Below are 25,266 nucleotides of genomic sequence, written 5' to 3'. Positions count from 1 at the left end.
GTGGTCCCACGGTGCGGCCGCGGTGGACGCGGCCGCACCGACGCTCACACCAGCAGCTGGTGCTTCGCCAGGTCGCGGTAGAGCGGGGTCGACTGCACGAGCTCGGAGTGCGTGCCGCTGCCCACGACGCGGCCGCGCTCGAGCACGACGATCACGTCGGAGTCGACCACGGTCGACAGCCGGTGGGCGATGACGAGGAGCGTGCGGTCTTCGGCGACGGCGTCGATCGCGAGCCGCATCTTCTGCTCGTTGACCCCGTCGAGGGACGACGTCGACTCGTCGAGCAGCAGGATCGGGGGAGCGGCGAGCAGCGCACGGGCGATGGCCAGGCGCTGCCGTTCCCCGCCGGAGAGCATCACGCCGTCCTCACCGACCTGCGCGTCGAGGCCGCGGGGGTCGCGGTGCAGGACCTCGCCGAGGTTGACCGCCTCGAGCACGCGGACGCAGTCGTCCTCGGTGGCGTCGGGCGACCCGAGCAGCAGGTTGGCGCGGATCGTGCCGGCGAGCACGGGTGCGTCCTGCTCGACGTAGCCGATCTGGGCACGGAGCTCGTCGCGGTCCATGCCGCGCACGTCGATGCCGCCCAGGCGGATGACGCCGTCGGTGGGGTCGTAGAACCGCTCGATCAGCGCCAGGGTCGTCGACTTGCCGGCACCGGACGGACCCACGAGTGCGACGCGCGACCCGCGCGGCACGCGGAACGACACGTCGTGGAGCACCACGTCGTCGACCGGTCGCTCGTCGTCGACGCGATCCGGGCCTCCTGGGTGATCCGCGGCGTCGGACGCGACCGCGCCGTCGGCACCCGAGGCGTCCGCCTGGCCGCGGTACCGGAACGACACGTGCTCGAACGCGATGGCGTCGTCGGTCGCGACCGCCGCAGCCGGCCGGACGGACGCGTCGTCCTGGGACTCGGTCGGCAGGTGCAGGATCTCCTCGATGCGGCCGAGGGCGCCGAGCGCCTGGGCGACGGCGACGACCGCGCCCATCGCCTGGCCGAGCGGCATGATCATCATGAAGAGCAGCAGGATGAACGTGATGAGCGTCGCGATGGTGATGGTGCCGGCCGCGACCTGCGCGCCGCCGACGCCCAGGACGGCGATGAACGCGACCTGCATGACGATGCTCGCGACGGGGACGACGAAGGCGGACATCTTGGCGATGTCGAGCCCCCGCTTGTACGCCTCGGTCGCGTGGCCGTCGACCTCGTGCACCTCGCGCTCGGTCGCGCCGGCTGCACGGATGGTGCGGACCGCGCCGATCCCGCGTTCGACCGCGGCGGTGAGGTCGCCGACCTTCTCCTGCGCGCGCTTCGACGCGACCCGGATGCGACGGCTCAGTCCGCCGACGACGACGATCGCGACCAGGACGATGACCACGACGATCACGAGCAACAGCGGGTCGATGACGGCCATCGCGATGACGGCGCCGACGAACGTCAGCGCGCCGCCGATCGACTCGATGAGCCCCTGGGTCAGGACGGCGCGCAGGAGCGTGGTGTCGCTGCCGACGCGGGACACCAGGTCGCCGGTGCGGCGGGTGTCGAACTCCGAGATGGGCAGGTTGAGGATGCGCGCGATGAGCTTGCGGCGGGTGGAGAGCACCACGCCCTCACCCGCGCGCTGCAGCAGGAAGTGCTGCACGCCGTTCAGCACGCCCGCGATCATGACGAGCCCGACCAGCAGCCACACGAGCGTGCTGAGGGTGTTGCCCTGCTGCACCGCCGTGATCACCTGGTTGACCAGCAGCGGCTGGGCGAGCGACGCCCCCGCGCCGAGGACGCTCAGCACGATGATGACCACCATCGCGGGCTTGTTCTCGAACAGGTAGGACAGCAGGCGACCGAACGTGGCGCGGGGGCCGTCGGAGGTCTTCGGGCGTGCGAAGGGGAAGCTCATCGTGCTCCTAGTTTCTGCCGTACTTCTTGTGCACTGCCTGTCGGCTGACACCGAGCAGCGTCGCGATCTCCTGCCACGATGCGCCGGCGGTGCGTGCACGGCGTGCGGCGAGTTCCTCGGCCCGGTCGAGCTCACGACGCAGCTCCCGCACGCTGGCGAGGGCGGAGAACGGGTCGTCCCCCGAGGCTCCGGCCGCGAGGCTCGTGATGGTCGGTCGGTCCATGCCTGTCAACCTACATTGACGCACTGACACTCGTCAATCTGGGTTGACGAGTGCTGGGTGCGGTGCGCAGACGCCGGCGTCTTCGTTCGACGCCGTCACTCGCGCGAGACGCCGCCGGATTCGGCGGCGTCTCGGCGGGCTTGCGGCGCCTTGCCGGTACGACGGCGTGTTGCGCGGGGCGCGAGGCACGCACGCGACGGACGGGAGGCCCGGTGCCAGCTGACATCCCTCCCTCGCAGGCTCGGTCGGCGCACCTCGCGCAACGCTTCGCGTCGCTGCTGAGCGGGGGCCTCCCGTCCCTCAGGTGGTCGCCGATCAGGCGTCGGCGATGTCCTTCGACTTCGTCTCGCGCACGAAGAGCAGCGCGACCAGCGTCACGACCGCGGCGATCGTCAGGTACAGGCCGACGAGGAAGATGTCGCCGTCCGGCCGCCAGAGCGCCAGCGCGACCGTCGGCGCGAGCGACGCACCGAGGATCGACGCGACGTTGTAGGCGATGGCCGAGCCGGTGTACCGGACGTTCGTCGGGAACAGCTCGGGCAGCAGCGCACCCATCGGGCCGAAGGTCAGACCCATCAGGGAGAGCCCCACGATGAGGAACGTCACCACCGTGATCGGCCCGCTCGACGCCGCGAACCAGAACTGGAACGTCAGGCCGAACAGCGCGATGCCGATCGTGGTCGGGATGAGGGTCTTGCGGCGGCCGAACCGGTCGGCGAGCAGGCCCGCGATCGGCGTGAAGATCCCGAAGAACACGACGCCGATCATCAGCAGCGTCAGGAACTCACCGCGGGAGTACCCGAGACCGACCTTCGGCACGAGCGCACTGTTCACGGTGCCGGTGGTGCCGTACTGCAGGGTGAACGTCGTCAGGAAGTAGAAGAGCACGTAGGTGGCGACCATGCCGAAGGTGCCGACGATGACGGCCTTCGACGAGGTGCGGAACACCCGGCCGAGCGGGACCTTCGCGACCGTGCCGGACTCCTGCACCCCGCGGAACACCGGCGACTCGACGAGCTTGAACCGCACGTACAGACCGATGATGACGAGCACCGCGGACAGCAGGAACGGGATGCGCCAGCCCCACGCCTGGAAGTCGGCGTTCGGGGTGCCGTCGGCACTGGCGGGCATCGCCGCGTTGATGGCGATGAACAGGCCGTTCGCGAGCAGGAAGCCGATGGGGGCACCGAGCTGCGGCATCGAGCCGAACACGCCGCGCTTGCCCTTCGGCGCGTTCTCGGTCGCGAGCAGCGCCGCACCGGACCACTCGCCGCCGAGGCCGACGCCCTGGGTGAAGCGCATCACGGCGAGCAGGACCGGAGCCCACACCCCGATGGTGTCGAACGTCGGCAGGCAGCCGATCAGGAACGTGGCCGTGCCCATCACGAGCAGCGACGCGACGAGGGTGGTCTTGCGGCCGATCCGGTCACCGAAGTGCCCGAAGATGATCGACCCGACCGGCCGGGCGAAGAACGCCAGGGCGAAGGTGACGAACGACGACAGCTGCGAGGCCGTCGGGTCCTCGTTGGGGAAGAACAGCGTGGGGAAGACGAGCACCGCGGCGGTCGCGTAGACGTAGAAGTCGTAGAACTCGATCGACGTGCCGACGAGGCTGGCGATGACGACGCGGGAGCGCGGGTTGCCGGCGGGGGCCGGAGCGGAGGTGGGCGTTGCGGGTGCCGGAGCGGCGGTCATGACAGGGCGGGGTCTTCCGTGCTGCGTGCTCCCGGGGGAGAGCACGAGGGTCCGGACGGCGGACACCGATCGGTTCGCGCGGGGTGGCGCGGGCGCCGATCGGGTGCGTTCGGCTGAGGGGGACCGCTTGTGACGGAAGCCCGATCATACGACAGATGTCGTCTGGCTGCGAATCAGCCCAGAGTCAGCTGGTCGCGGCCGTCCGTTGCCCGTGCGCGCTCAGGCGCCGGCGCCGGCCCCGGCTTCGAGGTGCTCGGGCAGCTGGTGGCCCATCCGGTCGCGCTTGGTGTCGAGGTACCCGGCGTTCTGCGCCGAGATGCCGACGACGAGCGGCACGAGGGAGTCGACGGTGATGCCGTGCTCCTCGAGCTGGCGGCGCTTCTCGGGGTTGTTCGACAGCAGCCGGACGCGGGTGATGCCGAGGTCGGCGAGGATGCCCGCGGCACCGCCGTAGGCACGGGAGTCCGCAGGCAGCCCGAGCGCGAGGTTGGCGTCGAGCGTGTCGAGACCGTCTTCCTGCAGGCGGTAGGCCTTGAGCTTGTTGATGAGACCGATGCCGCGGCCCTCGTGCCCGCGCAGGTAGATCACCACGCCGCCCTCGGCCGCGATGGTGTCGAGCGCCGCGTCGAGCTGGGGGCCGCACTCGCACTTCAGCGAGCCGAAGGCCTCGCCGGTCAGGCACTCGGAGTGCACGCGGACGAGCGCGCCGTCGGCGGGCAGCGAGCCGTCGGGCAGGGCGCCGATGATGGCGACGTGCTCCGCGCTCGTGACGAGGTCGCGGTAGGCGCGCATCTGGAAGGTGCCGTGGGTGGTCGGCACGTTCGTGGACACCTCGAAGTGGACTGGGCTCCCCGGCGTGGGCGAGGTCAGCGCGTCGGTCATGTGGTGCTCCGGTCGTTCGTGGGCCCGTCGTTCCCGAGCCCGGATGTCGCGTCGTGCTGCCGCTGCAGCTGGTGGTCGTGGTGCTGTGTCCGCTGCGGCCGGGCTCGGACCAGCAGGTCGGGGCCGAGGCTGGTGGTCGATAGTACGTCCAACCGGCGACGGTCGGAGATGCTTCCCACGCCCAGGTCGCCGAGGGCCACTCGGGGACCGCCGAGCAGGACCGGGGCGATGTACACGAGGTACTCGTCCACGAGTCCGGCGGCGATCAGCGCCGAGGCGACCGTCGGACCCCCTTCGACGAACACCGAGTGCACGCCGTGCCCACGCAGGGCTCCGAGCGACGTGGCCAGGTCGTGTCCGGGCAGGGCGGTGAGTCCGCGCGGGTGCCGGCGGACCGCGGCGTCGTCGGGCACCGGGCGGTCGCCGAGCACCACGGCGAGCGGCTGGTCGGCGAGCAGCTCGCCGGCGTCGCCGCGGGCGGTCAGACTCGGGTCGTCCGCCAGGACGGTGCCGGTGCCGACGAGGATCGCGTCGTGGGCGGCACGCTGCTCGTGGACGTGCTGGCGGGCGGCGGCGCCGGTGATCCACTTGCTCGTGCCGTCGGCAGCGGCGGCACGCCCGTCGAGGCTGGACGCCCACTTCACGGTGACCCACGGGCGACCGAGCCGCACCGACAGGAGCCACCGTTCGAGGAACGCTTCGGCCTGGTCGGCCAGGACCCCGGAGACGACCTGGACCCCCGCTGCGCGCAGTCGGTCGGCGCCGCCGTGCACGTCGGCTCCGGGGTCGTCGATCGCGTACACGACCCGGGCGACTCCGGCGTCGAGCAGTGCCACGGCACAGGGGCCGGTGCGACCGACGTGGTTGCAGGGCTCGAGGGTGACGACCGCTGTCGCGCCGCGGAGCAGCGCCGGGTCGACCTTGGCCATCGCGTCGACCTCGGCGTGCGGGGTCCCGGCACCCTTGTGCCAGCCCTCGGCGAGGACCTCGCCGGTGGGGGACAGGATCACCGCGCCGACGCGTGCGTGGTCGCCGACAGCGGGTCCGAGGGCCGCGAGTTCGAGCCCGCGGCGCATCGCTCGGACCTCGGTGGGTCGTGCCGTGTCGCTCACGGGCCGAGCCTACCGGCGGCATTCGGGTGACGCGTCACCATGGTTGTGAGCGTGTTCAGACGACGGGCCACGGGAGGTCGGAGGCAGGTGCGCCGTCGGCGCGTCGGAGCGCCGTCCACGCCGCCGTGGGGCCCCCGTCCCGGTCCGGCACACGGGCTTCGCCGCGGCCCGTGTACGAGAACCCGGCCGCACGGGCGACAGCCGCCGACGCCGTGTTGCCCTCGTAGCACTCCCAGTAGACGTCCGGGGCGCCCTGCTCGAGCGCCCAGTCGACGACGAGCCGGACGGCGTCGTGCATGATCCCGGCGCCGCGCGCGGACGGCGCGAGCCAGAACCCGAGGTCGCGGCCGGCGGTGCGGTAGCTGATGATGCCCGCGAGCCACGTCGAGCCGGCGGGCCTGATCGCCCAGGTGTACTCACGGTCCGAGGCCCAGCCCGGGCCGACGAGCGCGTCGACGAAGGTGCGGGCGTCCTGTTCGCGGTACGGGTTCGGGACCGTGGTCCACCGGACGATCTCCGGGTCCTGGCAGGCTTCGGTGATCGCCGCGGTGTCGGCGCGGGTGGGCAGGTCGAGCCGGACGCGCGCCGACTCGAGCGTGACGGGCTGCACGCTCAGCCGCGCGACCGCGGGACGAACCCGATGCGGTCGTAGACGCGGGCCAGGGTGTCCTGCGCGATGGACTCGGCACGGTCGGCACCGACGGCGAGCAGGCGGTCGAGCTCGGCCGGGTCGTCGAGCAGTTCGAGCGTGCGGGCGCGGACCGGTTCGAGCTCGGCCACGACGGCGTCGGCCACCTCGCCCTTCAGGTCGCCGTAGCCCTTGCCGGCGAACGACTCCTCGAGCGCGGCGATCGACGTGCCGGTGAACGCCGACAGGATCGACAGCAGGTTCGTCACACCGGGCTTGGCCTGGCGGTCGGCCCGGATCTCGCGCTCGTCGTCGGTGACGGCCGACTTGATCTTCTTCGCGGTGCGCTTCGGGTCGTCGAGCAGGCGGATGAGGCCGTTCTCCGACGCTGCGGACTTGCTCATCTTGCTGGTCGGGTCCTGCAGGTCGTAGATGCGCGCGGTCTCGGTCAGGATCCGCGCCTCGGGCGTGACGAAGGTGTCGCCGAACCGCGAGTTGAAGCGTCCGGCCAGGTCGCGGGTCAGCTCGACGTGCTGTCGCTGGTCGTCACCGACCGGCACGACCTTGGTGTCGTACAGCAGGATGTCGGCGGCCATCAGGATCGGGTAGGTGAAGAGCCCGACCGACGCCGCCTCGGCGCCCTGGCGCGCCGACTTGTCCTTGAACTGGGTCATCCGGCTCGCCTCGCCGAAGCCGGTCAGGGTGTTCAGCACCCAGGCGAGCTCGGCGTGTGCGGGGACGTGGGACTGCACGAACAGCGTCGCCTTCGACGGGTCGATGCCCGACGCGATGTACTGCGCGGCCGTGGCCCGGGTGTTCGCACGGAGCTCGGCAGGGTCCTGCGGGGACGTGATCGCGTGCATGTCGACGACGCAGTAGATGGCGTCGTAGTCGTCGAGCAGAGTCCTCCACTGCATGAGTGCCCCGACGTAGTTGCCGAGGTGCAGCGAGCCGGCGGACGGCTGGATGCCCGAGAAGATGCGGGTCTTGGTCATGGTGGTGCTCCGGTGCGTCAGGTGAAGCGAGAGAAGAGAGGTCAGAGTTCGTAGTCGACGACCACGGGGGCGTGGTCGGACCATCGCTGGTCGTACGCCGCAGCGCGGTCGACCGTGTACTCCGTGACCTTCGCGGCCAGGTCGGGCGTCGCCATCTGGTAGTCGATGCGCCAGCCCGTGTCGTTGTCGAAGGCCTGACCGCGCCACGACCACCACGTGAACGGCCCGTCGACGTCACCGGCCTGGGCGCGCCCCACGTCGACCCACCCGAGGCCGGGACCCGTGGAGCCGTCGGCGCCCTCGACGGGCTCGCCGTCGGCACCGAAGAACCGCGAGAAGTAGGCACGCTCGCGCGGCAGGAAGCCGGCACGCTTGACGTTGCCCTTCCAGTTCTTGATGTCGCGCTGGTCGTGCCCGACGTTCAGGTCACCGACGACGACCGCGAGCGGGTTGTGCGCCCGGAGTGCGGGCAGCCGCTCGGTCATCGCGTCGAGGAACTTCCACTTCTCGTCCTGCTTGGGGGTGTCGACCTCGCCCGAGTGCACGTACGTCGAGACGACGGTCACGGTGGTGCCGTCGATCTCGTAGTCGGCTTCGAGCCACCGGCCGGCGGAGTCGAAGTCGTCCGGTCCGAGCGCGACGCGGTGGATCTGCGCCGAGTGTCGGGACGCGATGGCCACGCCGGCGCGACCCTTCGCGGTCGCCGGGTCGTGCACGATGTCCCACTCGTCGCCGAGCAGCGCCGTCAGGTCGTCGCTCGACGCGCGCACTTCCTGCAGGGCCAGCACGTCGACGTCACGGGTGGCGAGCCAGTCGCCCATGCCCTTGCGGAAGGCGGCGCGGACGCCGTTCACGTTGACGGATGCGAGGCGCAGGCGTGTCATGCAGAACACCTTATCGGCGGGTGCCGACAGCCCTGGACGCCCCCGACGGACGGACGGGAGGCACGGTGCCAGCTGGCACCGTGCCTCCCGTCCGTCTGGTGGTCGCGTGCAGGACGCGACCTGCGCGATCAGGCCGCGTCGTGGTCCGTCCCGAGGAACTCGACCAGGCTGTCCGCGGTGGTCTCGGCGTCGTCGCCCGAGACGGTGAGGGTGACCTCGTCGCCGTGCTCGATGCCGAGTCCGAGCAGGGCGAGGATGCTGCCGGCGTTCCCGGACTTGTCGCCCTTGGCGATCGTGACCTGGTGCCCCGACGCCGTCACGGTCTGGACGAAGAGGGAGGCGGGGCGAGCGTGCAGGCCGGATGCGCTGGCGACGGTCACGGTGCGGGTGGCTTCGGACATCGATGTACTCCTGTCGACGGGTGGTTGGCTCATGCTAGCGAGCGCTGGGTGGGCGGGAACGGGGCACGGTCAGGCTCGGCCGGGCCAGAAGACCTCGGTGCCGGCGGCCTCGACCTCGCGGACCAGGTCGAGGTTGACGGCGGGGTCGGTGATGATCGTGTCGATCGCGGCGAGCGGGGCGACGCGTCCGAACTCCTCGCGGCCGAACTTGGTGTGGTCGGCGAGCAGGATGCTCCGCCGTGCGGACTTGATCATCGCGCTCTTCACGGCGGCCTCGGCCACGTTGTGGGTCGTCAGGCCGCGCTCCGGCGTGATGCCGTTGATGCTGATGAAGGCGACGTCGACGCTGACCATGCCGATGAGCTGGTGCGTCCACGTGCCGACGCCGGCCAGCGAGTCGCTGCGGATGTTGCCGCCGAGCAGGTGCAGGTCGAGGCCCGGGCGGTTCGCGACGGCGGTGGCGACCGGCAGCGAGTGCGTGACGACCGTCAGGCCGCGGTCGGTCGGGAGCATCTCGGCCAGGCAGATGGTCGAGGTGCCGGCGTCGATCATGATCGAGCCGTTCTCGGGCAGTTCCGCCAGGGCGGCCTCGGCGATGACCATCTTCTCGGTCTGGTTGATGCCGCCGCGGTCACCGACGCCGGGGTGCAGGGTGATGCGCTCGACCGGGATCGCCCCGCCGTGCGCGCGCCGGACGAGGCCGCGGCGCTCGAGGCTCGTCAGGTCGCGGCGGATGGTCTCGGGCGTGACGGCGAGCAGCTCGGCCAGGTCCTTGACGTCCACCCGGCCCTGCGCGCGCGCCTGCTCGACGATGCGCTGGTGGCGTTCTGGTGCGTACATCGGACCTCGTCGTCTCGGGTCGGAACGGAACGGACATGTTCGGGCGCGACATCCGTGATGTCGGTGCCGTCGGTCGATCCGCCAGACGCAAACGGGCATCTGTTTCTGTATTTTTATCCCCGGATGTGTTTGTTTGTCAACGCTGATCGGGGTAGTGTGCTGATCAGCCGCACGGGCGTGGTCTGTTCCCGTGCCGCGTGCACCGAACGATCCACCCCACCGCAAGCGCGTGTGAGATGAAGGAGTCTCGAATGTCCGAACTGCTCGGCACCGGCGTCGGCCGTGGCGTCGCCCACGGCCCCGTGCTCCGGATGGCTGACCCGCTCGGCGAACCGTCGAAGGATGCCCTGGTGGGTTCTGCGGACGACGCGAAGCAGGCCGTGCACGACGCACTCGCCGCCGTGGCGGACGACCTCAACAAGCGCGGACAGCTCGCCGGTGGCGACGCCCAGGCCGTGCTCGAGGCCCAGGCGCTGATGGCGCAGGACCCGACGCTGCTCGACGACGTGCACGCCCGCATCGACGGCGGCACGAACGCCGAGCGTGCCGTGTACGAGGCCTTCGCACAGTTCCGCGACCTGCTCGTCGGCATGGGCGGCTACATGGGGGAGCGCGCGGCCGACCTCGACGACGTCGCCCAGCGCATCATCGCCAAGCTCCGCGGCGTGCACGCCCCCGGTGTCCCCGAGTCGGACACCCCTTTCGTCCTCGTCGCCCGCGACCTCGCACCGGCCGACACCGCCCTGCTCGACCTCGACAAGGTCCTGGCGCTCGTCACCCGTGACGGCGGCCCGACCTCGCACACCGCCATCCTCGCCCGTGCCAAGGGCATCACCGCAATCGTCGGTGTGACCGGTGCGGACGACCTGGTCGACGGCCAGTCCGTCGTGGTCGACGCCATCGCCGGCACGGTCGTGACCGACCCCGACGCCGCACTGGTCGCGGACGTCGAGCGCCGCATCGCCGACCGCCTCGCCGCCGCAGCGGCACCGCTCACCGCCGGTGCCCTCGCCGACGGCCACGTCGTGCCCCTGCTCGCGAACCTCGGCAGCCCCGCCGACGCCGCCGGCGCCGTTGCTCTCGGTGCGGAGGGCGTGGGGCTCTTCCGCACCGAGTTCCTCTTCCTCGACTCGCCCAAGGCCCCCACGGTCGACGAGCAGACCGAGTCGTACCGCCAGCTCCTCGCGGCGTTCCCCGGCAAGAAGGTGGTCGTGCGTGCGCTCGACGCCGGCGCCGACAAGCCGCTGCCGTTCCTCACCGACAAGGACGAGGAGAACCCCGCCCTCGGGCGCCGCGGTCTCCGTGCCCTGCGGAACCACCCCGAGGTCCTGCGCGACCAGCTCACCGCGCTCGCCCAGGCCGACGCCGCGACCGAGGCCGACCTGTGGGTGATGGCCCCGATGGTCGCCGACGCTGAGGAGACCGAGTACTTCGTCACCCTGGCGCGTGAGCTGGGCATCCGCACCGCGGGCGTCATGGCCGAGGTGCCGTCGCTCGCGCTGATGGCCGACCAGGTGTTCCAGACCGCCGACTTCGTGTCGATCGGCACGAACGACCTGACCCAGTACACGATGGCCGCCGACCGCATGCTCGGCACCGTCGCGTCCTACCAGGACCCGTGGCACCCCGCCGTCCTGCGCCTCGTCGCGCAGCTCGGCACCGCGGGCGCGACCGCCGGCAAGCCCGTCGGGATCTGCGGCGAGGCAGCAGCCGACCCGCTGCTCGCCGTCGTCCTGGTCGGTCTCGGCGCCACCACCCTCTCCATGACCCCCGCGGCCCTGGCCGACGTGCGCGCCGAACTCGGTCGCTACACGCTCGAACAGGCCCGCGAGATGGCGACGGCGGCACTCGCCGCGAGCACGGCGGCGGCCGCGAAGTCCGCTGCCGCGTCCGCGGTGCACGCCGCCTGACCCACCACTCCCAGCACCACCCTCCCAGCACCACGCAGCAGCTCCACCACACAGAAAGTCACCGCACATGACAACGTCGTCCGTTGCAGCGCCCGACGCACCCGCGAAGTCGCGGGGCGGCGCACGCGTCGCCGTTCAGAAGTTCGGCACGTTCCTCTCCGGCATGGTCATGCCCAACATCGCGATCTTCATCGCGTGGGGCATCATCACGGCCTTCTTCATCCCGGACGGCTGGACGCCGGTCGCAGCCCTCGGCGGGTCCCGCGACGGCAGTGTCGTGGGTGTCGTCGGCCCGATCCTGACGTACCTCATCCCGCTCGCGATCGCGTTCCAGGGTGGCCGCATGGTCTACGAAACCCGCGGTGCAGTCGTCGGCTCGATCTTCGCGATGGGCGTCATCCTCGGCTCCGACTCGACGATGATCCTCGGTGCGATGATCTGCGGGCCGCTCGGTGCGTACATCATCAAGCAGCTGGACCGTCTCTGGGACGGCAAGATCAAGCCGGGCTTCGAGATGCTGGTCAACAACTACGCCGCCGGCATCCTCGGGTTCGGGTTGTTCCTGGCCGGGTTCTTCTGGCTGTCGAAGGTCTTCACCGGGATCGCGACCGCACTGGGTGCAGCCGTCGAGTTCCTGATCAACCACTCCCTGCTCCCGCTCGCGAGCGTCTTCATCGAGCCGGCGAAGGTGTTCTTCCTCAACAACGCGATCAACCACGGCGTGCTCGACCAGCTCGGCGTGGACCAGGTCAAGGAGTCGGGCAAGTCGATCCTGTTCCTGCTCGAGGCGAACCCCGGCCCCGGCCTCGGCCTGCTGCTGGCGTTCACCATCTTCGGTGTCGGCATCGCTCGTTCGACCGCCCCCGGCGCGATCATCATCCAGTTCTTCGGCGGCATCCACGAGATCTACTTCCCGTACGTGCTGCAGAAGCCGGTCATGTTCATCGCGGTGATCCTCGGTGGCGGCACGGGCGTGCTGACGAACGTCATCTTCAACTCCGGCCTGACGGCACCTGCGTCCCCCGGGTCGATCTTCGCGGTGTTCCTGAACACGCCGCGGGACAGTTTCCTCGGCGTCATCCTGTCGGTCGTCCTGTCCGCGGCAGTCACGTTCGCGGTCGCGTCGTTCTTCCTCCTCGCCACCCGCAAGCGTGACCGCGAGATGGGCAACGACGGCGACATGAGCGCCGCGATGGCGAAGCTCCAGGCCAACAAGGGCCGCGACGTCAACTCCGCGACCGCCGGCCTGCTCGGCAACAACTCCCCGGCCAACGAGGAAGAGGCCGAGGCCTCCCTCGGCGGCGTCGGCTCGGCGAGCACGGCGACGGCGACGAAGGTCCAGAACCTGGTCTTCGCCTGCGACGCCGGCATGGGCTCCAGCGCCATGGGCGCCAGCGTCCTGCGCAACAAGATCAAGAAGGCGGGCATCGAAGGGGTCACGGTCTCCAACAAGGCGATCGCGAACCTGTCCGGTGACGAGGACCTGATCATCACGCAGGAAGAGCTGACGGACCGTGCGAAGCAGAAGAACCCGAACGCGCAGCACGTGTCGGTCGGCAACTTCATGAACGCGCCGCAGTACGACCAGGTCGTCGAGCAGCTGAAGAACCAGTAACGCCACAACCAGTAACGAAGTGCAGTATCGGAGGGGACGGGGCTGACCCGTCCCCTCCATCACGTCCTCAACACAAGGAGAACCCCCGATGCCCGTCCTGCAGGAGAGCCAGATCCGCATCCACACCGAGGACACCGCGCCGACCAAGTCGGAGGCGATGAAGGAGGCGGCCGAGATCCTCGAAGCTGCGGGCGCGGTCACGGCCGACTACTACCCGGCGATGCTCGAGCGCGAGAAGAGCGTGTCCACCTACATGGGCAACTTCCTCGCGATCCCGCACGGCACCAACGACGCGAAGGACGCCATCAAGTCGTCCGCCCTGTCGTTCATCCGTTACGCCAGCCCGATCGACTGGGACGGCAACCCCGTGCGCTTCGTCGTCGGCATCGCCGGCGTGAACAACGAGCACCTCGACATCCTGTCGAAGATCGCGATCGTGTTCTCCGACGAGGACGAGGTCCAGAAGCTCACCGACGCCGCCGACACCGCCGCGATCCTGGCGATCCTCGGCGAGGTCAACGAGTGAGCACCAGCACCGCCGTCCACTTCGGCGCCGGCAACATCGGCCGTGGCTTCGTCGGGCTCCTGCTCCACCAGGCCGGGTACGAGGTCGTCTTCGCCGACGTCGCCGCCCCGCTCATCGACGCCCTGGCCGCAGCCGACTCGTACACCGTGCACGAGGTCGGGTCCGGCGCCCAGGACCACGAGGTCACGGACTTCCGCGCACTGAACAGCGCGCAGGACGAGGACGGCGTGGTCGCCGAGATCGCGACGGCCGCGATCGTCACGTGCGCCGTCGGCCCGAACGTCCTGAAGTTCATCGCCCCGGTCATCGCACGCGCGCTGGTCGCCCGTGACGCGGACGCCGCACCGATCGCCGTGATGGCGTGCGAGAACGCCCTGAACGCCACGGACCGCCTGCGCGAGTTCATCGTCGCTGCCCTGCCCGAGGACGGCCGCGACGCCGCCCTGGCGAAGGCCGTGTTCGCGAACACCGCCGTCGACCGCATCGTGCCCGCGCAGCCCGAGGGCGGCGGACTCGACGTGACCGTGGAGACCTACTTCGAGTGGGCCATCGACCGCACACCGTTCGGTGGGAACGAGCCGGAGATCCCCGGCGCGCACTACGTCGACGGCCTCGCCGCCTCGATCGAGCGCAAGCTCTTCACGGTGAACACCGGACACGCCACCGTCGCGTACCACGGCTTCGTCGCCGGGGCCGACAAGATCTCGGACGCCATCGCGATCCCCGCCGTGCGCTCCGAGCTCGAGTCCGTGCTCGCTGAGACGAGCGATCTGCTGGTCCGCCGGCACGAGCTCGACCCCGAGGTGCACCGCGCCTACGTGCAGGCGATCATCGGCCGGTTCGAGAACCCGCACCTGCCCGACACGGTGACCCGCGTCGGCCGACAGCCGCTCCGCAAGTTGTCGCGTGACGAGCGGTTCGTCTCGCCCGCCGCAGCGCTGGCCGAAGACGGCACCGAACCGACCGCGCTGCTCGACGCGATGGCCGCTGCGCTCCGCTTCGACGTCGCGGACGACGAACAGAGCCTCGAACTGCAGGCTCTCCTCGCATCGGACACGTCGGACGCCGACGTGGCCACGCAGATCACCGGTCTCGGTGCGGAGCACCCGCTGCACGCCGCGTTCGCCGACCGGATCCGGTCCGCACGCGCCTGACGACGTCAGCACCGACGAACGGGAGGCCCGTCACCAGCTGGTGACGGGCCTCCCGTCCGTCCCGGGGCCGCGACGCGTAGCGTCGCCCGCATGACGAAGCACTGGGTGGCCCCACGGTTCGGCGGCAGCGAAGTCCTGGAGTACGTCGACACCGAGGTGCCGGCGCCCGGTCCCGGCGAGGTCACGATCGCCGTCCGCGCCGCCGGCATGAACCCTGCTGACACGAAGCACACCCGCCAGGGAGACCCCGCGGACCTGCCGATCGCCGTCGGGTACGAGGTCGCCGGTGTCCTGTCCGCCGTCGGCCCCGACACCGAGATCGCGTCCGGCGGGGGAGCGGTCGGCGACGAGGTCCTCGCCTTCCGCATCAGCGGCGGCTGGGCCGAGTCGGTCACGGTGCCCGCGGCCGACGTCTTCGCGAAGCCCGCCGCGCTCGGTTTCGCGGAGGCCGCCAACCTGCTCCTCGCCGGCTCGACCGCCGCCGACATGCTCCGCGTCACCCGCGCCGAGGGGCGCGACACCGTCCTGGTGCACGGCGCCTCGGGCGCGGTCGGCGTCAGCCTGCTCCAGCAGCTGCGGCTGCTGGGCACGCGCGTCATCGGCACCGCGTCGCAGCGTGGTGCGGACGTCGTGCGACGCTTCGGTGGCGAATGGGTCGCGTACGGCGACGGCCTGGAGGCGCGTGTCCGTGATCTCGCCCCCTCCGGCATCGACGTGGCACTGGACTGCGTCGGCACCGACGAGGCCGTCGACGTCTCGCTCGCGTTGGTCGCGGACCGGTCACGGATCGTGACGATCGCCGCGCAGGCGCGGGCCGCATCGGACGGCATCGCCGCCGTGGGTGGGGCGCAGCCGGCCAGCAAGGCGTTCCGGGACTCGGTGCGGCAGCGGCTCATCGACCGCGCCGGTGCCGGAGGGCTCGAGGTCCCGGTCGCGCGGACGTTCCCGTTGTCCGAGGCGAAGGCGGCGGCGGAGTTGCTGGAGTCCGGGCACCCCGGCGGCAAGCTCGCCCTCCTGCCCTGACGCGAGACCGAGCCGGGTGTCGTCCCCGCGGATGACGCTCGCCGGCTCGGGGGAGTGCCACACTCTGTGTGGACCGACAGCCCGCGCCGGAAGGAACGCACGCATGAGTGACCAGTACCCACCCAGGGACCCGTACGGGCAGCAGCCGGGTCAGTCCGGCCAGCAGCCGTGGGGGCAGCCGGGTCAGCAGCCTCCAGGGCAGTACGGGCAGCCCGGTCCGGGTCAGCCGAGTGGTGGGAGATCCGAGCCGCCGCTCTGGGCGCCCTGGTACGGCATCCCCTTCCCCCAGGCGTTCCTGCGGTTCTGGAAGAAGTACGTGCGCTTCGACGGTCGGGCCAGCCAGTCGGAGTACTGGTTCTGGGCGCTGTGGTACCTGATCGGGTCGGCTGCCGCCGGCATCATCGGCAGCGGGTTCGACGTGTTGCCGTTCGTCAACGACGGCTCGGATGGACTCGGCAGCCTCTGGAGCCTCGCCTGCGCCCTCGGGTTCATCGCGTTGACCGTACGCCGGCTGCACGACGTGAACCTCAGCGGCATGTTCGCGCTGTTCTTCATCATCCCGCCCATCGGCATCCTGTTCTCGTTGATCATCGGCCTGATGTCGACGAACCCGCAGGGGCAGCAGTACGACCGGCCGCAGCAGGGGTAGCGCGGCGGATCGGCCCTGCCGCCCGCTCGGGAGTTCTGGTTGACTCGGACGTGTACATCAGCCAACACTCGAGGGGGACCACGTGAGCGACCAGTACCCGCAGGATCCGAACAACCAGCCGAACGCCCAGTTCGGTGGCACGCCGCAGTACGGCCAGCAGCCGCCGACCGGGCCCGACGGGGAACCGCCGCTGTGGGCACCGTGGTACGGGATCTCGTTCGGCAAGGCCGTCGGCCGCTTCTTCAAGAAGTACGCGACCTTCAGCGGTCGCGCCAGCCGGAGCGAGTTCTGGTGGTGGTACCTGGCCAACGGGATCATCGGCATCGTCCTCGGCATCCTGTACGGCATCGGCATCGCCACCTCCGAACGCTCGACCGTGTCGATGTCGACTGCGACGTCCACCAGCGTCCAGTCGACCGTCACCGAGCCGTCCGCCCTCTTCGTCATCGTCGGCATCGTCGCCCTGCTCTGGGGCCTGGCGATCATCGTCCCGACGCTCGCCCTCGGCTGGCGCCGACTGCACGACGCGAACCTCCCCGGTGCGCTGTGGATCATCGCGCTCTTCGTCGGCATCGTCGGCATCGTCTTCGGTCTGCTGCCCTCGAACCCGCAGGGCGCGCGGTACGACCGTCCGCAGGGTGTCCGATGACCGAGAGCACGCAGCAGTGGACGCCCGCGGAGCAGACCGGTCAGTCGACCGGCGCCGCGGGCGTCCCGCCGCGATGGGCTCCGTGGTACGGCATCTCGTTCCCGAAGGCCATCGCCCGCTTCTTCGCGAAGTACGCCACGTTCAGCGGTCGTGCGAGTCGGAGTGAGTTCTGGTGGTGGTTCCTGGCGAACACGATCGTCACCGGGGCCCTGGTGACCATCGGCGCCGTCATCCGCCTCACCACGCTCAACGCCCGGACGGTCGACTACTACGGCACTGCGTACCAGGTGGTGGACCCGGTCCCGCCGATCTTCTGGGTGGTGCTCGTCCTGCTGGTGCTCTGGGGCCTCGCGACCCTGGTGCCGTCGCTCGCCCTGGGCTGGCGACGCCTGCACGACGCGAACCTGTCCGGTGCACTGTGGATCATCGCGCTGTTCATCGGCGTCGCCGGTGTCGTCTTCGGACTGCTGCCGTCGAACCCGCAGGGCGCTCGGTACGACCGTCCGGACACGAGCCGATGAGCAACGACGGGACGCCGCAGTGGGGCCAGCCGGGCGGCGACCAGCCGCAGGGGCAGCCCGGGTACGGGCAGCAGCCTGGGTACGGGCAGCAGCCGGGCTACGGGCAGCAGCCCGGGTACGGGCAGCAGCCTGGGTACGGGCAGCAGCCTGGGTACGGGCAGCAGCCGTACGCCCAGCCCTACGTCGACCCGTACCCGCAGTTCGCGCAGCCGATCCCGCTCGGGCCTGATGGCACCCCGCCGCTCTGGGCGCCGTGGTACGGCATCGGGTTCCTCGATGCGTTCACGCGGTTCTTCAAGAAGTACGCCCGGTTCGACGGGCGCGCCAGTCGGAGTGAGTTCTGGTACTTCGTCCTCGCCAACGCCATCGTGACCATCGTGTTGTTCGGCGGGTTCTACGCCGTCCTGTTCGCGACGGTCGGGGCGAGTAGCGGCGTCGACGAGTACGGCAACCCCACGGGGAGCAGCGCTCCGTCGCCGTTCGCCTTCGTGCTGCTCGGCCTCTCCTTCCTGTGGTGGCTCGCCACGATCGTGCCGGGCATCGCGCTGGGCTGGCGTCGCGTGCACGACGCGAACCTGGCAGGCCCGTTCTGGCTGATCGCGCTGTTCGTCAGCGCGGCTGCGATCGTGTTCGGCTGCCTGCCGTCGAACCCGGCCGGCGCGCAGTACGACCGCCCTGACCTGCGGTAGCTCCACGAACGAGAACAGCCCACCCCACGCATCGAGCGCAGGGTGGGCTGTTCTCGTTGGACGGTCAGACCACCCGGAGACGGACGAGCGCGCCGTCGACGACCAGGTCGCGCACGGTGGCGGACGGGTCGGCGATCTGGAAGCGCAGGGCACCGCCCGGCTGCTCGAACCACGGCTGGACGAAGCGGACGTTCACCAGGAACGGCCGGTCGACGACGTAGCGGTGCGTCTCGGGCGACGAGGTCACGTGCGGCGGCAGCGAGCGGCTGGGCAGCGGGGTGTCGAGCGGGTGGAGCAGGTAGCCGTCCGGGCCACCGATGCGGTCGACGGGGACGCCGGCCGGGATCTGGATGGTCAGGCCCTGTTCGCCCGCCTGGGAGACCTGCTGCGCGAGCTGCGGGTAGGTCGACGCCGCACGGTCACGGAGCCCGTCGAGCTCGTGGCGGGGGATGTCGCGCGGCTGCGGGAACGGACGGTTCAGGAACCGGCGCAGCATCTCCACGGCGTCGTCCTCGCCCGTCGCCTGCGCGAGCCGACGAGCCGTGCCGTAGTCGACGACCTCGAGCGCGTAGTCGGAGGCGTCGGTCTGGACGATGCGGAGCGCCCCCTCGACCGGCGGTTCGTGCAGGGTCTCACCGGGGAGCTGCACGTACCGGGTCGTGTAGCCGAGCTGGTCGAGGATGGGGCGGGTGTCCGCGAACGTCATGGTCGGGAGCCTATCGGTCGGCGTGGTGCGGAGCTTGGACGGAGCCGGGACTACGCCCGACCCCGCATGATCGCCTGCTTGACCTCGGAGATCGCCTTCGTCACCTGGATTCCGCGAGGGCACGCGTCGGTGCAGTTGAAGGTTGTCCGGCAGCGCCAGACGCCTTCCTTGTCGTTGAGGATGTCGAGACGGACGTTCGCGGCGTCGTCGCGGGAGTCGAAGATGAAGCGGTGGGCGTTCACGATCGCGGCGGGGCCGAAGTACTGCCCGTCGGTCCAGAACACCGGGCAGGACGACGTGCACGCCGCGCAGAGGATGCACTTCGTGGTGTCGTCGAACCGGGCGCGGTCGGCGACGGACTGCACACGCTCCTTGCCGGGCGTCGGGGCCGACGAGGACTGCAGGAACGGCTGCACCTCGCGGTAGCTCTGGAAGAAGGGCTCCATGTCGACGACGAGGTCCTTCTCGAGCGGCAGGCCCTTGATCGCCTCGACGTAGATCGGCTTCGAGACGTCGAGGTCCTTGATCAGGGTCTTGCACGCCAGACGGTTCCGACCGTTGATGCGCATCGCGTCGGAGCCGCAGACACCGTGCGCGCAGGAACGCCGGAAGGTCAGGGACCCGTCCTGCTCCCACTTGATCTTGTGCAGGGCGTCGAGGATGCGGTCGGTCGGCAGCATCATGACGTCGAAGTCCTGCCAGCGCGGCTCGTCGTCGACGTCGGGATCGAAGCGACGGACGATGACCGTGACGGAGAAGGATCCGGGAGGGGCGTCCTGCACGGTGTCGGTGCGGGGTGCTTCGGAGACCAGGGTGTCGGTCATCTCAGTACTTCCTCTCCATCGGCTGGTACCGCGTGATGACGACAGGCTTCCAGTCGAGCGTGATGTGGTCGTCGGCGAGTGACGAGTGCGGGTCGCCCGTCAGGTACGCCATGGTGTGCTGCATGTAGTTCTCGTCGTCGCGCTTGGGGTAGTCGTCGCGCATGTGTCCGCCGCGGCTCTCCTTGCGGTTGCGTGCGGAGTAGACGACGACCTCGGCCAGGTCGAGCAGGAACCCGAGCTCGACGGCCTCGAGCAGGTCGGTGTTGAACCGCTTGCCCTTGTCCTGCACGGAGACCTGCATGAAACGGTTGCGCAGTGTGTGCAGGGTCTCGGTGACACGGGCGAGCGACTCGTCCGTGCGGAACACCTGCGCGTTCTTGTCCATCTCCTCTTGCAGTTCCTTGCGGAGGGCAGAGACGCGCTCGGTGCCGGTGGAGGCGCGGAGCTGGTCGAGCATGCCGCGGACGCCAGCAGCCGGGTCTTCCGGCAGCGGGAGGAACTCGGCGGTCTGGACCCACTCGGCGGCGTTGTTGCCCGAGCGCTTGCCGAAGACGTTGATGTCGAGCAGCGAGTTCGTGCCGAGACGGTTCGAGCCGTGCACGGAGACGCAGGCGCACTCGCCGGCGGCGTACAGCCCGGGGACGACGGTGGTGTTGTCGTACAGGACCTCGGCCTTGACGTTCGTCGGGATCCCGCCCATCGCGTAGTGCGCGGTCGGCATGACGGGGACCGGCTCGACGACGGGGTCGACACCGAGGTACGTCCGGGCGAACTCGGTGATGTCCGGCAGCTTCGTCTCGAGGACCTCGGCACCCAGGTGCGTGCAGTCGAGCAGCACGTAGTCCTTGTTCGGACCGGCGCCGCGACCTTCTGCCACTTCCTGCACCATGCAGCGCGCGACGATGTCACGCGGAGCGAGGTCCTTGATGGTGGGGGCGTACCGCTCCATGAAGCGCTCACCCGAGGCGTTCCGGAGGATCGCGCCCTCACCGCGGGCACCCTCGGTCAGCAGGATCCCGAGCCCTGCGAGGCCGGTCGGGTGGAACTGGAAGAACTCCATGTCCTCGAGCGGCAGGCCCTTGCGCCAGACGATGCCGACGCCGTCGCCGGTCAGGGTGTGCGCGTTCGAGGTGGTCTTGTACATCTTGCCGAAGCCACCGGTCGCGAAGATCATCGCCTTGGCGTGGAAGACGTGGAGCTCACCGGTCGCGAGCTCGAACGCGACGACGCCGGCCGGCTGCTGGCGGGTGACGCCGTCCTCGCCGACGACGTCGACCATGATGAGGTCGAGTGCGTAGAACTCGTTGTAGAACTCGACGCCGAGCTTCACGCAGTTCTGGAACAGCGTCTGCAGGATCATGTGCCCGGTGCGGTCGGCGGCGTAGCAGGCCCGGCGGACCGGGGACTTGCCGTGGTCGCGGGTGTGCCCACCGAAACGACGCTGGTCGATCTTGCCCTCGGGCGTGCGGTTGAACGGCAGGCCCATGTTCTCGAGGTCGATGACGGCGTCGATCGCCTCTTTCGCGAGGATCTCGGCGGCGTCCTGGTCGACCAGGTAGTCGCCGCCCTTGATCGTGTCGAAGGTGTGCCACTCCCACGAGTCCTCTTCGACGTTCGCGAGGGCTGCGGCCATACCGCCCTGCGCCGCACCGGTGTGCGACCGGGTGGGGTAGAGCTTCGAGATGACGGCCGTCTTCGCCTTCGGGCCGGCTTCGATCGCGGCTCGCATGCCCGCGCCTCCGGCGCCGATGATGACGATGTCGAACTGGTGGTGGTGGACGGTGGTCTCGGTCACAGGGGTCTTTCCGTAGACGGTGGGAACGCGGGCAGCAACGGTGGTGGTGCTACTGCGCCGGGCAGAAGGACGGCAGGTCGGCGGCAGCTGCGCCGGCGGGGCACGGGTCGAAGGTCCAGCAGACGAGGAGCCCGAGCACGATCAGCACGACGCAGGCGGCCAGGATCGCGATGAGGAGCGTCTTGCGGATGCCCGGCTTCGACACGTAGTCGTTGACGATGGTGCGCATGCCGTTCGAGCCGTGGATGAGGGCGAGGACCAGCATGAGCGAGTCCCAGACCTTCCAGAAGGGGTTGGCCCACTTGCCGGCGACGAAGGCGAAGTCGATCTGCTTGACGCCCTCGCCCGCCACCATGTTGACGAAGAGGTGGCCGAAGATCAGCACGACGAGCAGGACGCCCGAGGCGCGCATGTAGATCCAGCCCCACTTCTCCCAGTTGGTGGTGCTCCGGGCGGCCGCTGCCGAGCGGGGAGGTTCGACGATCTGCGTGGTCATGTCCGTGCCCCTCAGTTGAAGTCCGCGACGAGGTTCATGAGCTGGCGGGGCAGGAAGCCCGCGATCGCCACCGCCCACAGGACCATGACGATCCAGAACATGGCCCGCTGGTACTTCGGGCCCTTGGACCAGAAGTCGATCAGGATGATCCGCAGGCCGTTGAACGCGTGGAACACGATGGCCATCACCAGCGCGATCTCGCCGAGGTTCATGATCGGGGTCTTGTACGTGCCGATGACGGCGTTGTAGGCCTCGGGGGAGAGCCGCACGAGTGCCGTGTCGAGGATGTGCACGAGCAGGAAGAAGTAGATCGCGACGCCCGTGATGCGGTGGAGGACCCACGACCACATCCCGATGGATCCGCGGTAGAGCGTGCCCTGTGGCGTCCGAGAAGCCCTGGGCGCTTCGATCGAGACGTCGGGCACCGCCGTCGCCGTACCCCCGCCGGTGTGCTCAGCCATGAGCTCGTCCTTCCATAGGACGGGCTCGCCCGATCGGCGAGCCCTTGCCGTTCGTGTTCGTGTGGAACACGACCCATCCTATGCGCGAGCGCTGACCTTCTCGTCCCGACCTGCCCGGAGGCCCCGTCCGACGGGCGGCGCGCCGATGGTCCGGGCCGTGTCGTGGTGGTCGAGGAGCTGGTCGCCGACGGCCTCCCACGTGGTCCCCTCGACGCGGAGCCGACCGGCCGAACCCATCCGCTCGGCCAGGGCGCGGTCGTGGTGCAGCCGCAGGACGGCGTGCCGCAGGGCCTGGGGTGCGTCGGCGTCGTAGAGCTCCCCGTCGAGCCCCGGGGCGACCAGGTCGAGCGGGCCGCCGGACGCCGGTGCGATCACCGGTAGGCCGGAGGCGTGGGCCTCCTGCAGGGTCTGCCCGAAGGTCTCGGCCGGACCGGTGTGCACGAACAGGTCGAGTGCTGCGTACGCGTCGGCGAGGGCGTCGCCGCGCAAGGGGCCGGTGAAGGTGACGTCGAGGTGCCGGAGCCGCCGCTCGAGCATCGCCCGCGACGGACCGCCGCCGGCGACGACGACCCGGATGCCGGGGACACCACCGAGTTCGGCGAGTCGCTCGACCTCCTTCTCCGGGGCGAGGCGACCGACGTACCCGACGATCGTCTCGCCGTTCGGGGCGAGCCGGCGGCGGAGCGCCCGCACGTGCCCCGACGTCCGGCGTGCGGGGTGGAACAGCTCGGTGTCGACGCCGCGACCCCAGCGGGCGACGCGCGGTACGCCGTCCTCGGCGAGCATCGCGGCCGTCGCGCTCGACGGGGCGAGCGTCAGCGAGGCGCCCGCGTGGATGCGTCCGAGGATCTTCCGCACCAACGGGACGGTCGCGGTCAGGCCGTTGCGGCGGGCGAACCCGGCCACGTCGGTCTGGAAGACGGCGACGGAGGGGATGCCGAGCCTCCCGGCCGCCGTGATCGCGCGCCCACCCAGCAGGAACGGACTCGCGGCGTGGAGCACGTCGGCGCCGGAGGCGGCGAGGATCGTGTCGAGCACCGGGTGGGGGAGCGCCACCGGGAACTGCCGGTAGGCGACCGCAGGGACACGGTGGACGTCGAAGGAGCGGTAGCGCTCGACCGCGCTGCGCGAGCGGAACTGCGCGAGTCCGGGGGTGTCCGGGGCGATCACGACCGCGCGGTGACCACGTCGTTCCAGGTGGTCGAGGACCGCCAGGACACTCGTGGTCACGCCGTTGAGGGTGGGCAGGAAGCTCTCGGTCACGACGGCGACGGTCCGGGGGGACGTGCCGCGCTCCACGCTGCGTGCGCTCATGGTGCTGCCCATGCTCCGGGCGTGACGTGACCCGACGGGGCCGACGACGTGAACGGGACGCGCGCGCCGGGTGAACAACGCGACGCCCTCCGTTGCGGACGCCGGACGGCGCCCTGCGGGAGGCCGCATGCGGGAATCGTGCGGAGACCAACCAGGATCCGCCCGGCGGGGGCGGTACGGTGAGCGCGTGGCTGACGCTCTCGAAGACTTCTACGCGATCATCCCCGCAGGGGGCATCGGATCGCGCCTGTGGCCGTTGTCGCGCGCGGACGCACCCAAGTTCCTGCACGACCTGACGGGTTCCGGCACCTCGCTGCTGCGGCAGACCTGGGACCGCCTGGCGCCGCTCGCCGGCGACCAGCGGATCATGGTCGTCACCGGCCGTGCGCACCGCGTCGCGGTCGAGTCGCAGCTGCCCGGCGTCGAGGACCACAACGTGGTGCTCGAGAGCGAGCCGAAGGACTCGACGGCGGCCATCGGCCTGGCCGCGGCGATCCTGGTGCGCCGCGAGCCCGACGTCGTCATCGGGTCCTTCGCGGCCGACCACGTCATCGGCGACGCACGCGGTTTCCGCCGTTCGGTCCGCGAAGCCGTCGCCGTCGCACGCGCCGGCTACGTCACGACCATCGGCATCACGCCGACGGAGCCCGCGATCGGCTTCGGCTACATCCACGCGCACGGCGACACCCTGGACATCGAGGGCGCACCGACCGCGCACGCCGTCCGGTCGTTCGTCGAGAAGCCCGACCTGGACACCGCCCGCTCGTACGTCGAGCAGGGCACGTACCTGTGGAACGCGGGCATGTTCATCGCCCGCGCCGACGTGCTGCTCGAGGAGATCGGCCGGAACAACCCGACGCTGCTGGCCGGCATCAACGAGCTGGCGGACGCCTGGGACACCTCGGCGCGCGGCGCGGTCGTCGACGCGGTCTGGCCAACGCTCGAGAAGATCGCGATCGACTACACAGTCGCCGAGCCCGCTGCTGCTGCTGGTCGCATGGCCGTCGTGCCCGGCGACTTCGACTGGGACGACGTGGGCGACTTCGCCTCGCTCGCCAAGCTGCAGTCCGGTGGGCGACCGAACAACCTCGCGGTGCTCGGGGACGGCGCGCGCATCCTGGCGGACTCGTCGAGCGGCATCGTGATCTCGCACAGCCAGCGACTCATCTCGCTCATCGGCGTCGAGGACATCGTCGTCGTGGACACCCCGGACGCCCTGCTCGTCACCACGAGCGCGAACGCCCAGCGGGTGAAGGGTGTCGTGGATGCCCTGAAGATCAGCGGCCGGGGCGACGTCCTGTAGCGCTCCACCGACAAACCCCTCGAACTGGGGGTGAGCGGGCGGCCCCGCGTTACGGGCGCGTTTCGGCGGGGTC

General features: G+C 70.3%; 25 protein-coding genes and 1 pseudogene. 10 read left to right on the top strand and 16 right to left on the bottom strand.

What is annotated here, in order from left to right:
• Positions 1-44: 44 nt before the first annotated feature.
• From ACL00U_RS11495 to ACL00U_RS11450, 10 genes and pseudogenes are all read right to left on the bottom strand, one after another.
• Entirely contained in the window at positions 45-1,898 is a 1,854-nt protein-coding gene (locus tag ACL00U_RS11495; protein WP_017888717.1) for an ABC transporter ATP-binding protein, read from the bottom strand.
• Positions 1,899-1,905: 7 nt separating this feature from the next.
• A complete protein-coding gene (locus ACL00U_RS11490; protein WP_017888718.1) occupies positions 1,906-2,121 on the bottom strand; it encodes a helix-turn-helix domain-containing protein in 216 nt (71 codons plus the stop codon).
• A gap of 315 nt (positions 2,122-2,436) precedes the next feature.
• The gene (locus ACL00U_RS11485; RefSeq protein WP_412873413.1) at positions 2,437-3,816 is read right to left on the bottom strand and encodes an MFS transporter; all 1,380 of its coding nucleotides are present in this window, start codon (positions 3,814-3,816) and stop codon (positions 2,437-2,439) included.
• A 219-nt stretch (positions 3,817-4,035) separates the two neighbouring features.
• Positions 4,036-4,665, bottom strand: a pseudogene (gene ribA / locus ACL00U_RS11480) (GTP cyclohydrolase II); the annotation flags it as partial.
• Between the two features lie 29 nt (positions 4,666-4,694).
• Positions 4,695-5,774, bottom strand: coding sequence for a bifunctional diaminohydroxyphosphoribosylaminopyrimidine deaminase/5-amino-6-(5-phosphoribosylamino)uracil reductase RibD (ribD, locus tag ACL00U_RS11475; protein WP_307360291.1), 1,080 nt, complete (start codon positions 5,772-5,774; stop codon positions 4,695-4,697).
• Positions 5,775-5,865: 91 nt separating this feature from the next.
• Positions 5,866-6,420, bottom strand: coding sequence for a GNAT family N-acetyltransferase (locus ACL00U_RS11470; RefSeq protein WP_052481769.1), 555 nt, complete (start codon positions 6,418-6,420; stop codon positions 5,866-5,868).
• Positions 6,421-6,422: 2 nt separating this feature from the next.
• Positions 6,423-7,433 (bottom strand): tryptophan--tRNA ligase, encoded by a 1,011-nt coding sequence (gene trpS / locus ACL00U_RS11465; RefSeq protein ID WP_071251841.1) that lies wholly within the window; start codon positions 7,431-7,433, stop codon positions 6,423-6,425.
• A gap of 41 nt (positions 7,434-7,474) precedes the next feature.
• The gene (locus tag ACL00U_RS11460) at positions 7,475-8,317 is read right to left on the bottom strand and encodes an exodeoxyribonuclease III (RefSeq protein ID WP_412873412.1); all 843 of its coding nucleotides are present in this window, start codon (positions 8,315-8,317) and stop codon (positions 7,475-7,477) included.
• 128 nt (positions 8,318-8,445) lie between these two features.
• Positions 8,446-8,718 (bottom strand): HPr family phosphocarrier protein, encoded by a 273-nt coding sequence (locus tag ACL00U_RS11455; RefSeq protein WP_017888725.1) that lies wholly within the window; start codon positions 8,716-8,718, stop codon positions 8,446-8,448.
• Positions 8,719-8,787: 69 nt separating this feature from the next.
• Positions 8,788-9,558 (bottom strand): DeoR/GlpR family DNA-binding transcription regulator, encoded by a 771-nt coding sequence (locus ACL00U_RS11450; RefSeq protein ID WP_017888726.1) that lies wholly within the window; start codon positions 9,556-9,558, stop codon positions 8,788-8,790.
• Between the two features lie 251 nt (positions 9,559-9,809).
• Between ACL00U_RS11450 and ptsP the strand changes: the two genes are divergently transcribed.
• The 9 genes from ptsP (at position 9,810) to ACL00U_RS11405 (ending at position 18,294) form a co-directional block, all read left to right on the top strand.
• Positions 9,810-11,468: a phosphoenolpyruvate--protein phosphotransferase gene (ptsP, locus tag ACL00U_RS11445; protein WP_412873411.1), complete on the top strand. Its 1,659-nt coding sequence runs from the start codon at positions 9,810-9,812 to the stop codon at positions 11,466-11,468.
• A 67-nt stretch (positions 11,469-11,535) separates the two neighbouring features.
• Positions 11,536-13,083, top strand: a complete 1,548-nt coding sequence (locus tag ACL00U_RS11440) for a PTS mannitol transporter subunit IICB (RefSeq protein ID WP_071251839.1) — start codon at positions 11,536-11,538, stop codon at positions 13,081-13,083.
• A gap of 88 nt (positions 13,084-13,171) precedes the next feature.
• Positions 13,172-13,609: a PTS sugar transporter subunit IIA gene (locus ACL00U_RS11435; protein WP_017888729.1), complete on the top strand. Its 438-nt coding sequence runs from the start codon at positions 13,172-13,174 to the stop codon at positions 13,607-13,609.
• Entirely contained in the window at positions 13,606-14,763 is a 1,158-nt protein-coding gene (locus tag ACL00U_RS11430) for a mannitol-1-phosphate 5-dehydrogenase (protein WP_140448910.1), read from the top strand. The genes ACL00U_RS11435 and ACL00U_RS11430 overlap by 4 nt, the downstream gene beginning before the upstream one ends.
• 90 nt (positions 14,764-14,853) lie before the next feature.
• Entirely contained in the window at positions 14,854-15,786 is a 933-nt protein-coding gene (locus ACL00U_RS11425; protein ID WP_412873410.1) for a quinone oxidoreductase family protein, read from the top strand.
• A gap of 103 nt (positions 15,787-15,889) precedes the next feature.
• The gene (locus ACL00U_RS11420) at positions 15,890-16,435 is read left to right on the top strand and encodes a DUF805 domain-containing protein (RefSeq protein ID WP_017888732.1); all 546 of its coding nucleotides are present in this window, start codon (positions 15,890-15,892) and stop codon (positions 16,433-16,435) included.
• Between the two features lie 82 nt (positions 16,436-16,517).
• On the top strand, positions 16,518-17,084 hold the full coding sequence (locus ACL00U_RS11415) for a DUF805 domain-containing protein (protein WP_017888733.1): 567 nt from the start codon (positions 16,518-16,520) through the stop codon (positions 17,082-17,084).
• Positions 17,081-17,605: a DUF805 domain-containing protein gene (locus ACL00U_RS11410; protein ID WP_071251836.1), complete on the top strand. Its 525-nt coding sequence runs from the start codon at positions 17,081-17,083 to the stop codon at positions 17,603-17,605. Before ACL00U_RS11415 ends, ACL00U_RS11410 begins: the two co-directional genes overlap by 4 nt.
• On the top strand, positions 17,602-18,294 hold the full coding sequence (locus ACL00U_RS11405) for a DUF805 domain-containing protein (RefSeq protein WP_056070800.1): 693 nt from the start codon (positions 17,602-17,604) through the stop codon (positions 18,292-18,294). The genes ACL00U_RS11410 and ACL00U_RS11405 overlap by 4 nt, the downstream gene beginning before the upstream one ends.
• 64 nt (positions 18,295-18,358) lie before the next feature.
• Here ACL00U_RS11405 and ACL00U_RS11400 read toward each other — a convergent pair whose 3' ends face one another.
• From ACL00U_RS11400 to ACL00U_RS11375, 6 genes are all read right to left on the bottom strand, one after another.
• Positions 18,359-19,000 carry a TNT domain-containing protein gene (locus ACL00U_RS11400; protein ID WP_031260557.1) on the bottom strand — a complete coding sequence of 214 codons (642 nt, stop codon included), beginning with the start codon at positions 18,998-19,000 and terminating at the stop codon, positions 18,359-18,361.
• 50 nt (positions 19,001-19,050) lie between these two features.
• Positions 19,051-19,824, bottom strand: a complete 774-nt coding sequence (locus tag ACL00U_RS11395; protein WP_017888736.1) for a succinate dehydrogenase iron-sulfur subunit — start codon at positions 19,822-19,824, stop codon at positions 19,051-19,053.
• A 1-nt stretch (position 19,825) separates the two neighbouring features.
• Entirely contained in the window at positions 19,826-21,619 is a 1,794-nt protein-coding gene (sdhA, locus tag ACL00U_RS11390; protein WP_042538838.1) for a succinate dehydrogenase flavoprotein subunit, read from the bottom strand.
• Between the two features lie 49 nt (positions 21,620-21,668).
• Positions 21,669-22,115: a succinate dehydrogenase, hydrophobic membrane anchor protein gene (sdhD, locus tag ACL00U_RS11385; protein ID WP_056070803.1), complete on the bottom strand. Its 447-nt coding sequence runs from the start codon at positions 22,113-22,115 to the stop codon at positions 21,669-21,671.
• Positions 22,116-22,126: 11 nt separating this feature from the next.
• Entirely contained in the window at positions 22,127-22,576 is a 450-nt protein-coding gene (gene sdhC, locus ACL00U_RS11380; protein ID WP_017888739.1) for a succinate dehydrogenase, cytochrome b556 subunit, read from the bottom strand.
• A 78-nt stretch (positions 22,577-22,654) separates the two neighbouring features.
• Positions 22,655-23,890 carry a glycosyltransferase family 4 protein gene (locus tag ACL00U_RS11375; protein ID WP_240048676.1) on the bottom strand — a complete coding sequence of 412 codons (1,236 nt, stop codon included), beginning with the start codon at positions 23,888-23,890 and terminating at the stop codon, positions 22,655-22,657.
• 187 nt (positions 23,891-24,077) lie between these two features.
• Between ACL00U_RS11375 and ACL00U_RS11370 the strand changes: the two genes are divergently transcribed.
• Positions 24,078-25,193 carry a mannose-1-phosphate guanylyltransferase gene (locus ACL00U_RS11370; protein ID WP_017888741.1) on the top strand — a complete coding sequence of 372 codons (1,116 nt, stop codon included), beginning with the start codon at positions 24,078-24,080 and terminating at the stop codon, positions 25,191-25,193.
• The last annotated feature ends 73 nt before the right edge of the window (positions 25,194-25,266 follow it).

The organism is Curtobacterium poinsettiae (genome assembly GCF_047226435.1).
Taxonomy (GTDB): domain Bacteria; phylum Actinomycetota; class Actinomycetes; order Actinomycetales; family Microbacteriaceae; genus Curtobacterium; species Curtobacterium poinsettiae.
This window is presented reverse-complemented; position numbering and strand designations above follow the sequence as displayed.

Coding starts and splice junctions, on each gene's coding strand:
- ACL00U_RS11485 (WP_412873413.1), bottom strand. CDS start 3,816: ATGACCGCCGCTCCGGCACCCGCAACGCCCACCTCCGCTCCGGCCCCC.
- ACL00U_RS11395 (WP_017888736.1), bottom strand. CDS start 19,824: ATGACCGACACCCTGGTCTCCGAAGCACCCCGCACCGACACCGTGCAG.
- ribD (WP_307360291.1), bottom strand. CDS start 5,774: ATGCGCCGCGGGCTCGAACTCGCGGCCCTCGGACCCGCTGTCGGCGAC.
- ACL00U_RS11375 (WP_240048676.1), bottom strand. CDS start 23,890: ATGAGCGCACGCAGCGTGGAGCGCGGCACGTCCCCCCGGACCGTCGCC.
- ptsP (WP_412873411.1), top strand. CDS start 9,810: ATGTCCGAACTGCTCGGCACCGGCGTCGGCCGTGGCGTCGCCCACGGC.
- ACL00U_RS11420 (WP_017888732.1), top strand. CDS start 15,890: ATGAGTGACCAGTACCCACCCAGGGACCCGTACGGGCAGCAGCCGGGT.
- sdhC (WP_017888739.1), bottom strand. CDS start 22,576: ATGGCTGAGCACACCGGCGGGGGTACGGCGACGGCGGTGCCCGACGTC.
- ACL00U_RS11435 (WP_017888729.1), top strand. CDS start 13,172: ATGCCCGTCCTGCAGGAGAGCCAGATCCGCATCCACACCGAGGACACC.
- ACL00U_RS11495 (WP_017888717.1), bottom strand. CDS start 1,898: ATGAGCTTCCCCTTCGCACGCCCGAAGACCTCCGACGGCCCCCGCGCC.
- ACL00U_RS11410 (WP_071251836.1), top strand. CDS start 17,081: ATGACCGAGAGCACGCAGCAGTGGACGCCCGCGGAGCAGACCGGTCAG.
- ACL00U_RS11400 (WP_031260557.1), bottom strand. CDS start 19,000: ATGACGTTCGCGGACACCCGCCCCATCCTCGACCAGCTCGGCTACACG.
- ACL00U_RS11455 (WP_017888725.1), bottom strand. CDS start 8,718: ATGTCCGAAGCCACCCGCACCGTGACCGTCGCCAGCGCATCCGGCCTG.
- ACL00U_RS11405 (WP_056070800.1), top strand. CDS start 17,602: ATGAGCAACGACGGGACGCCGCAGTGGGGCCAGCCGGGCGGCGACCAG.
- ACL00U_RS11440 (WP_071251839.1), top strand. CDS start 11,536: ATGACAACGTCGTCCGTTGCAGCGCCCGACGCACCCGCGAAGTCGCGG.
- ACL00U_RS11450 (WP_017888726.1), bottom strand. CDS start 9,558: ATGTACGCACCAGAACGCCACCAGCGCATCGTCGAGCAGGCGCGCGCG.
- ACL00U_RS11460 (WP_412873412.1), bottom strand. CDS start 8,317: ATGACACGCCTGCGCCTCGCATCCGTCAACGTGAACGGCGTCCGCGCC.
- ACL00U_RS11490 (WP_017888718.1), bottom strand. CDS start 2,121: ATGGACCGACCGACCATCACGAGCCTCGCGGCCGGAGCCTCGGGGGAC.
- trpS (WP_071251841.1), bottom strand. CDS start 7,433: ATGACCAAGACCCGCATCTTCTCGGGCATCCAGCCGTCCGCCGGCTCG.
- ACL00U_RS11425 (WP_412873410.1), top strand. CDS start 14,854: ATGACGAAGCACTGGGTGGCCCCACGGTTCGGCGGCAGCGAAGTCCTG.
- sdhD (WP_056070803.1), bottom strand. CDS start 22,115: ATGACCACGCAGATCGTCGAACCTCCCCGCTCGGCAGCGGCCGCCCGG.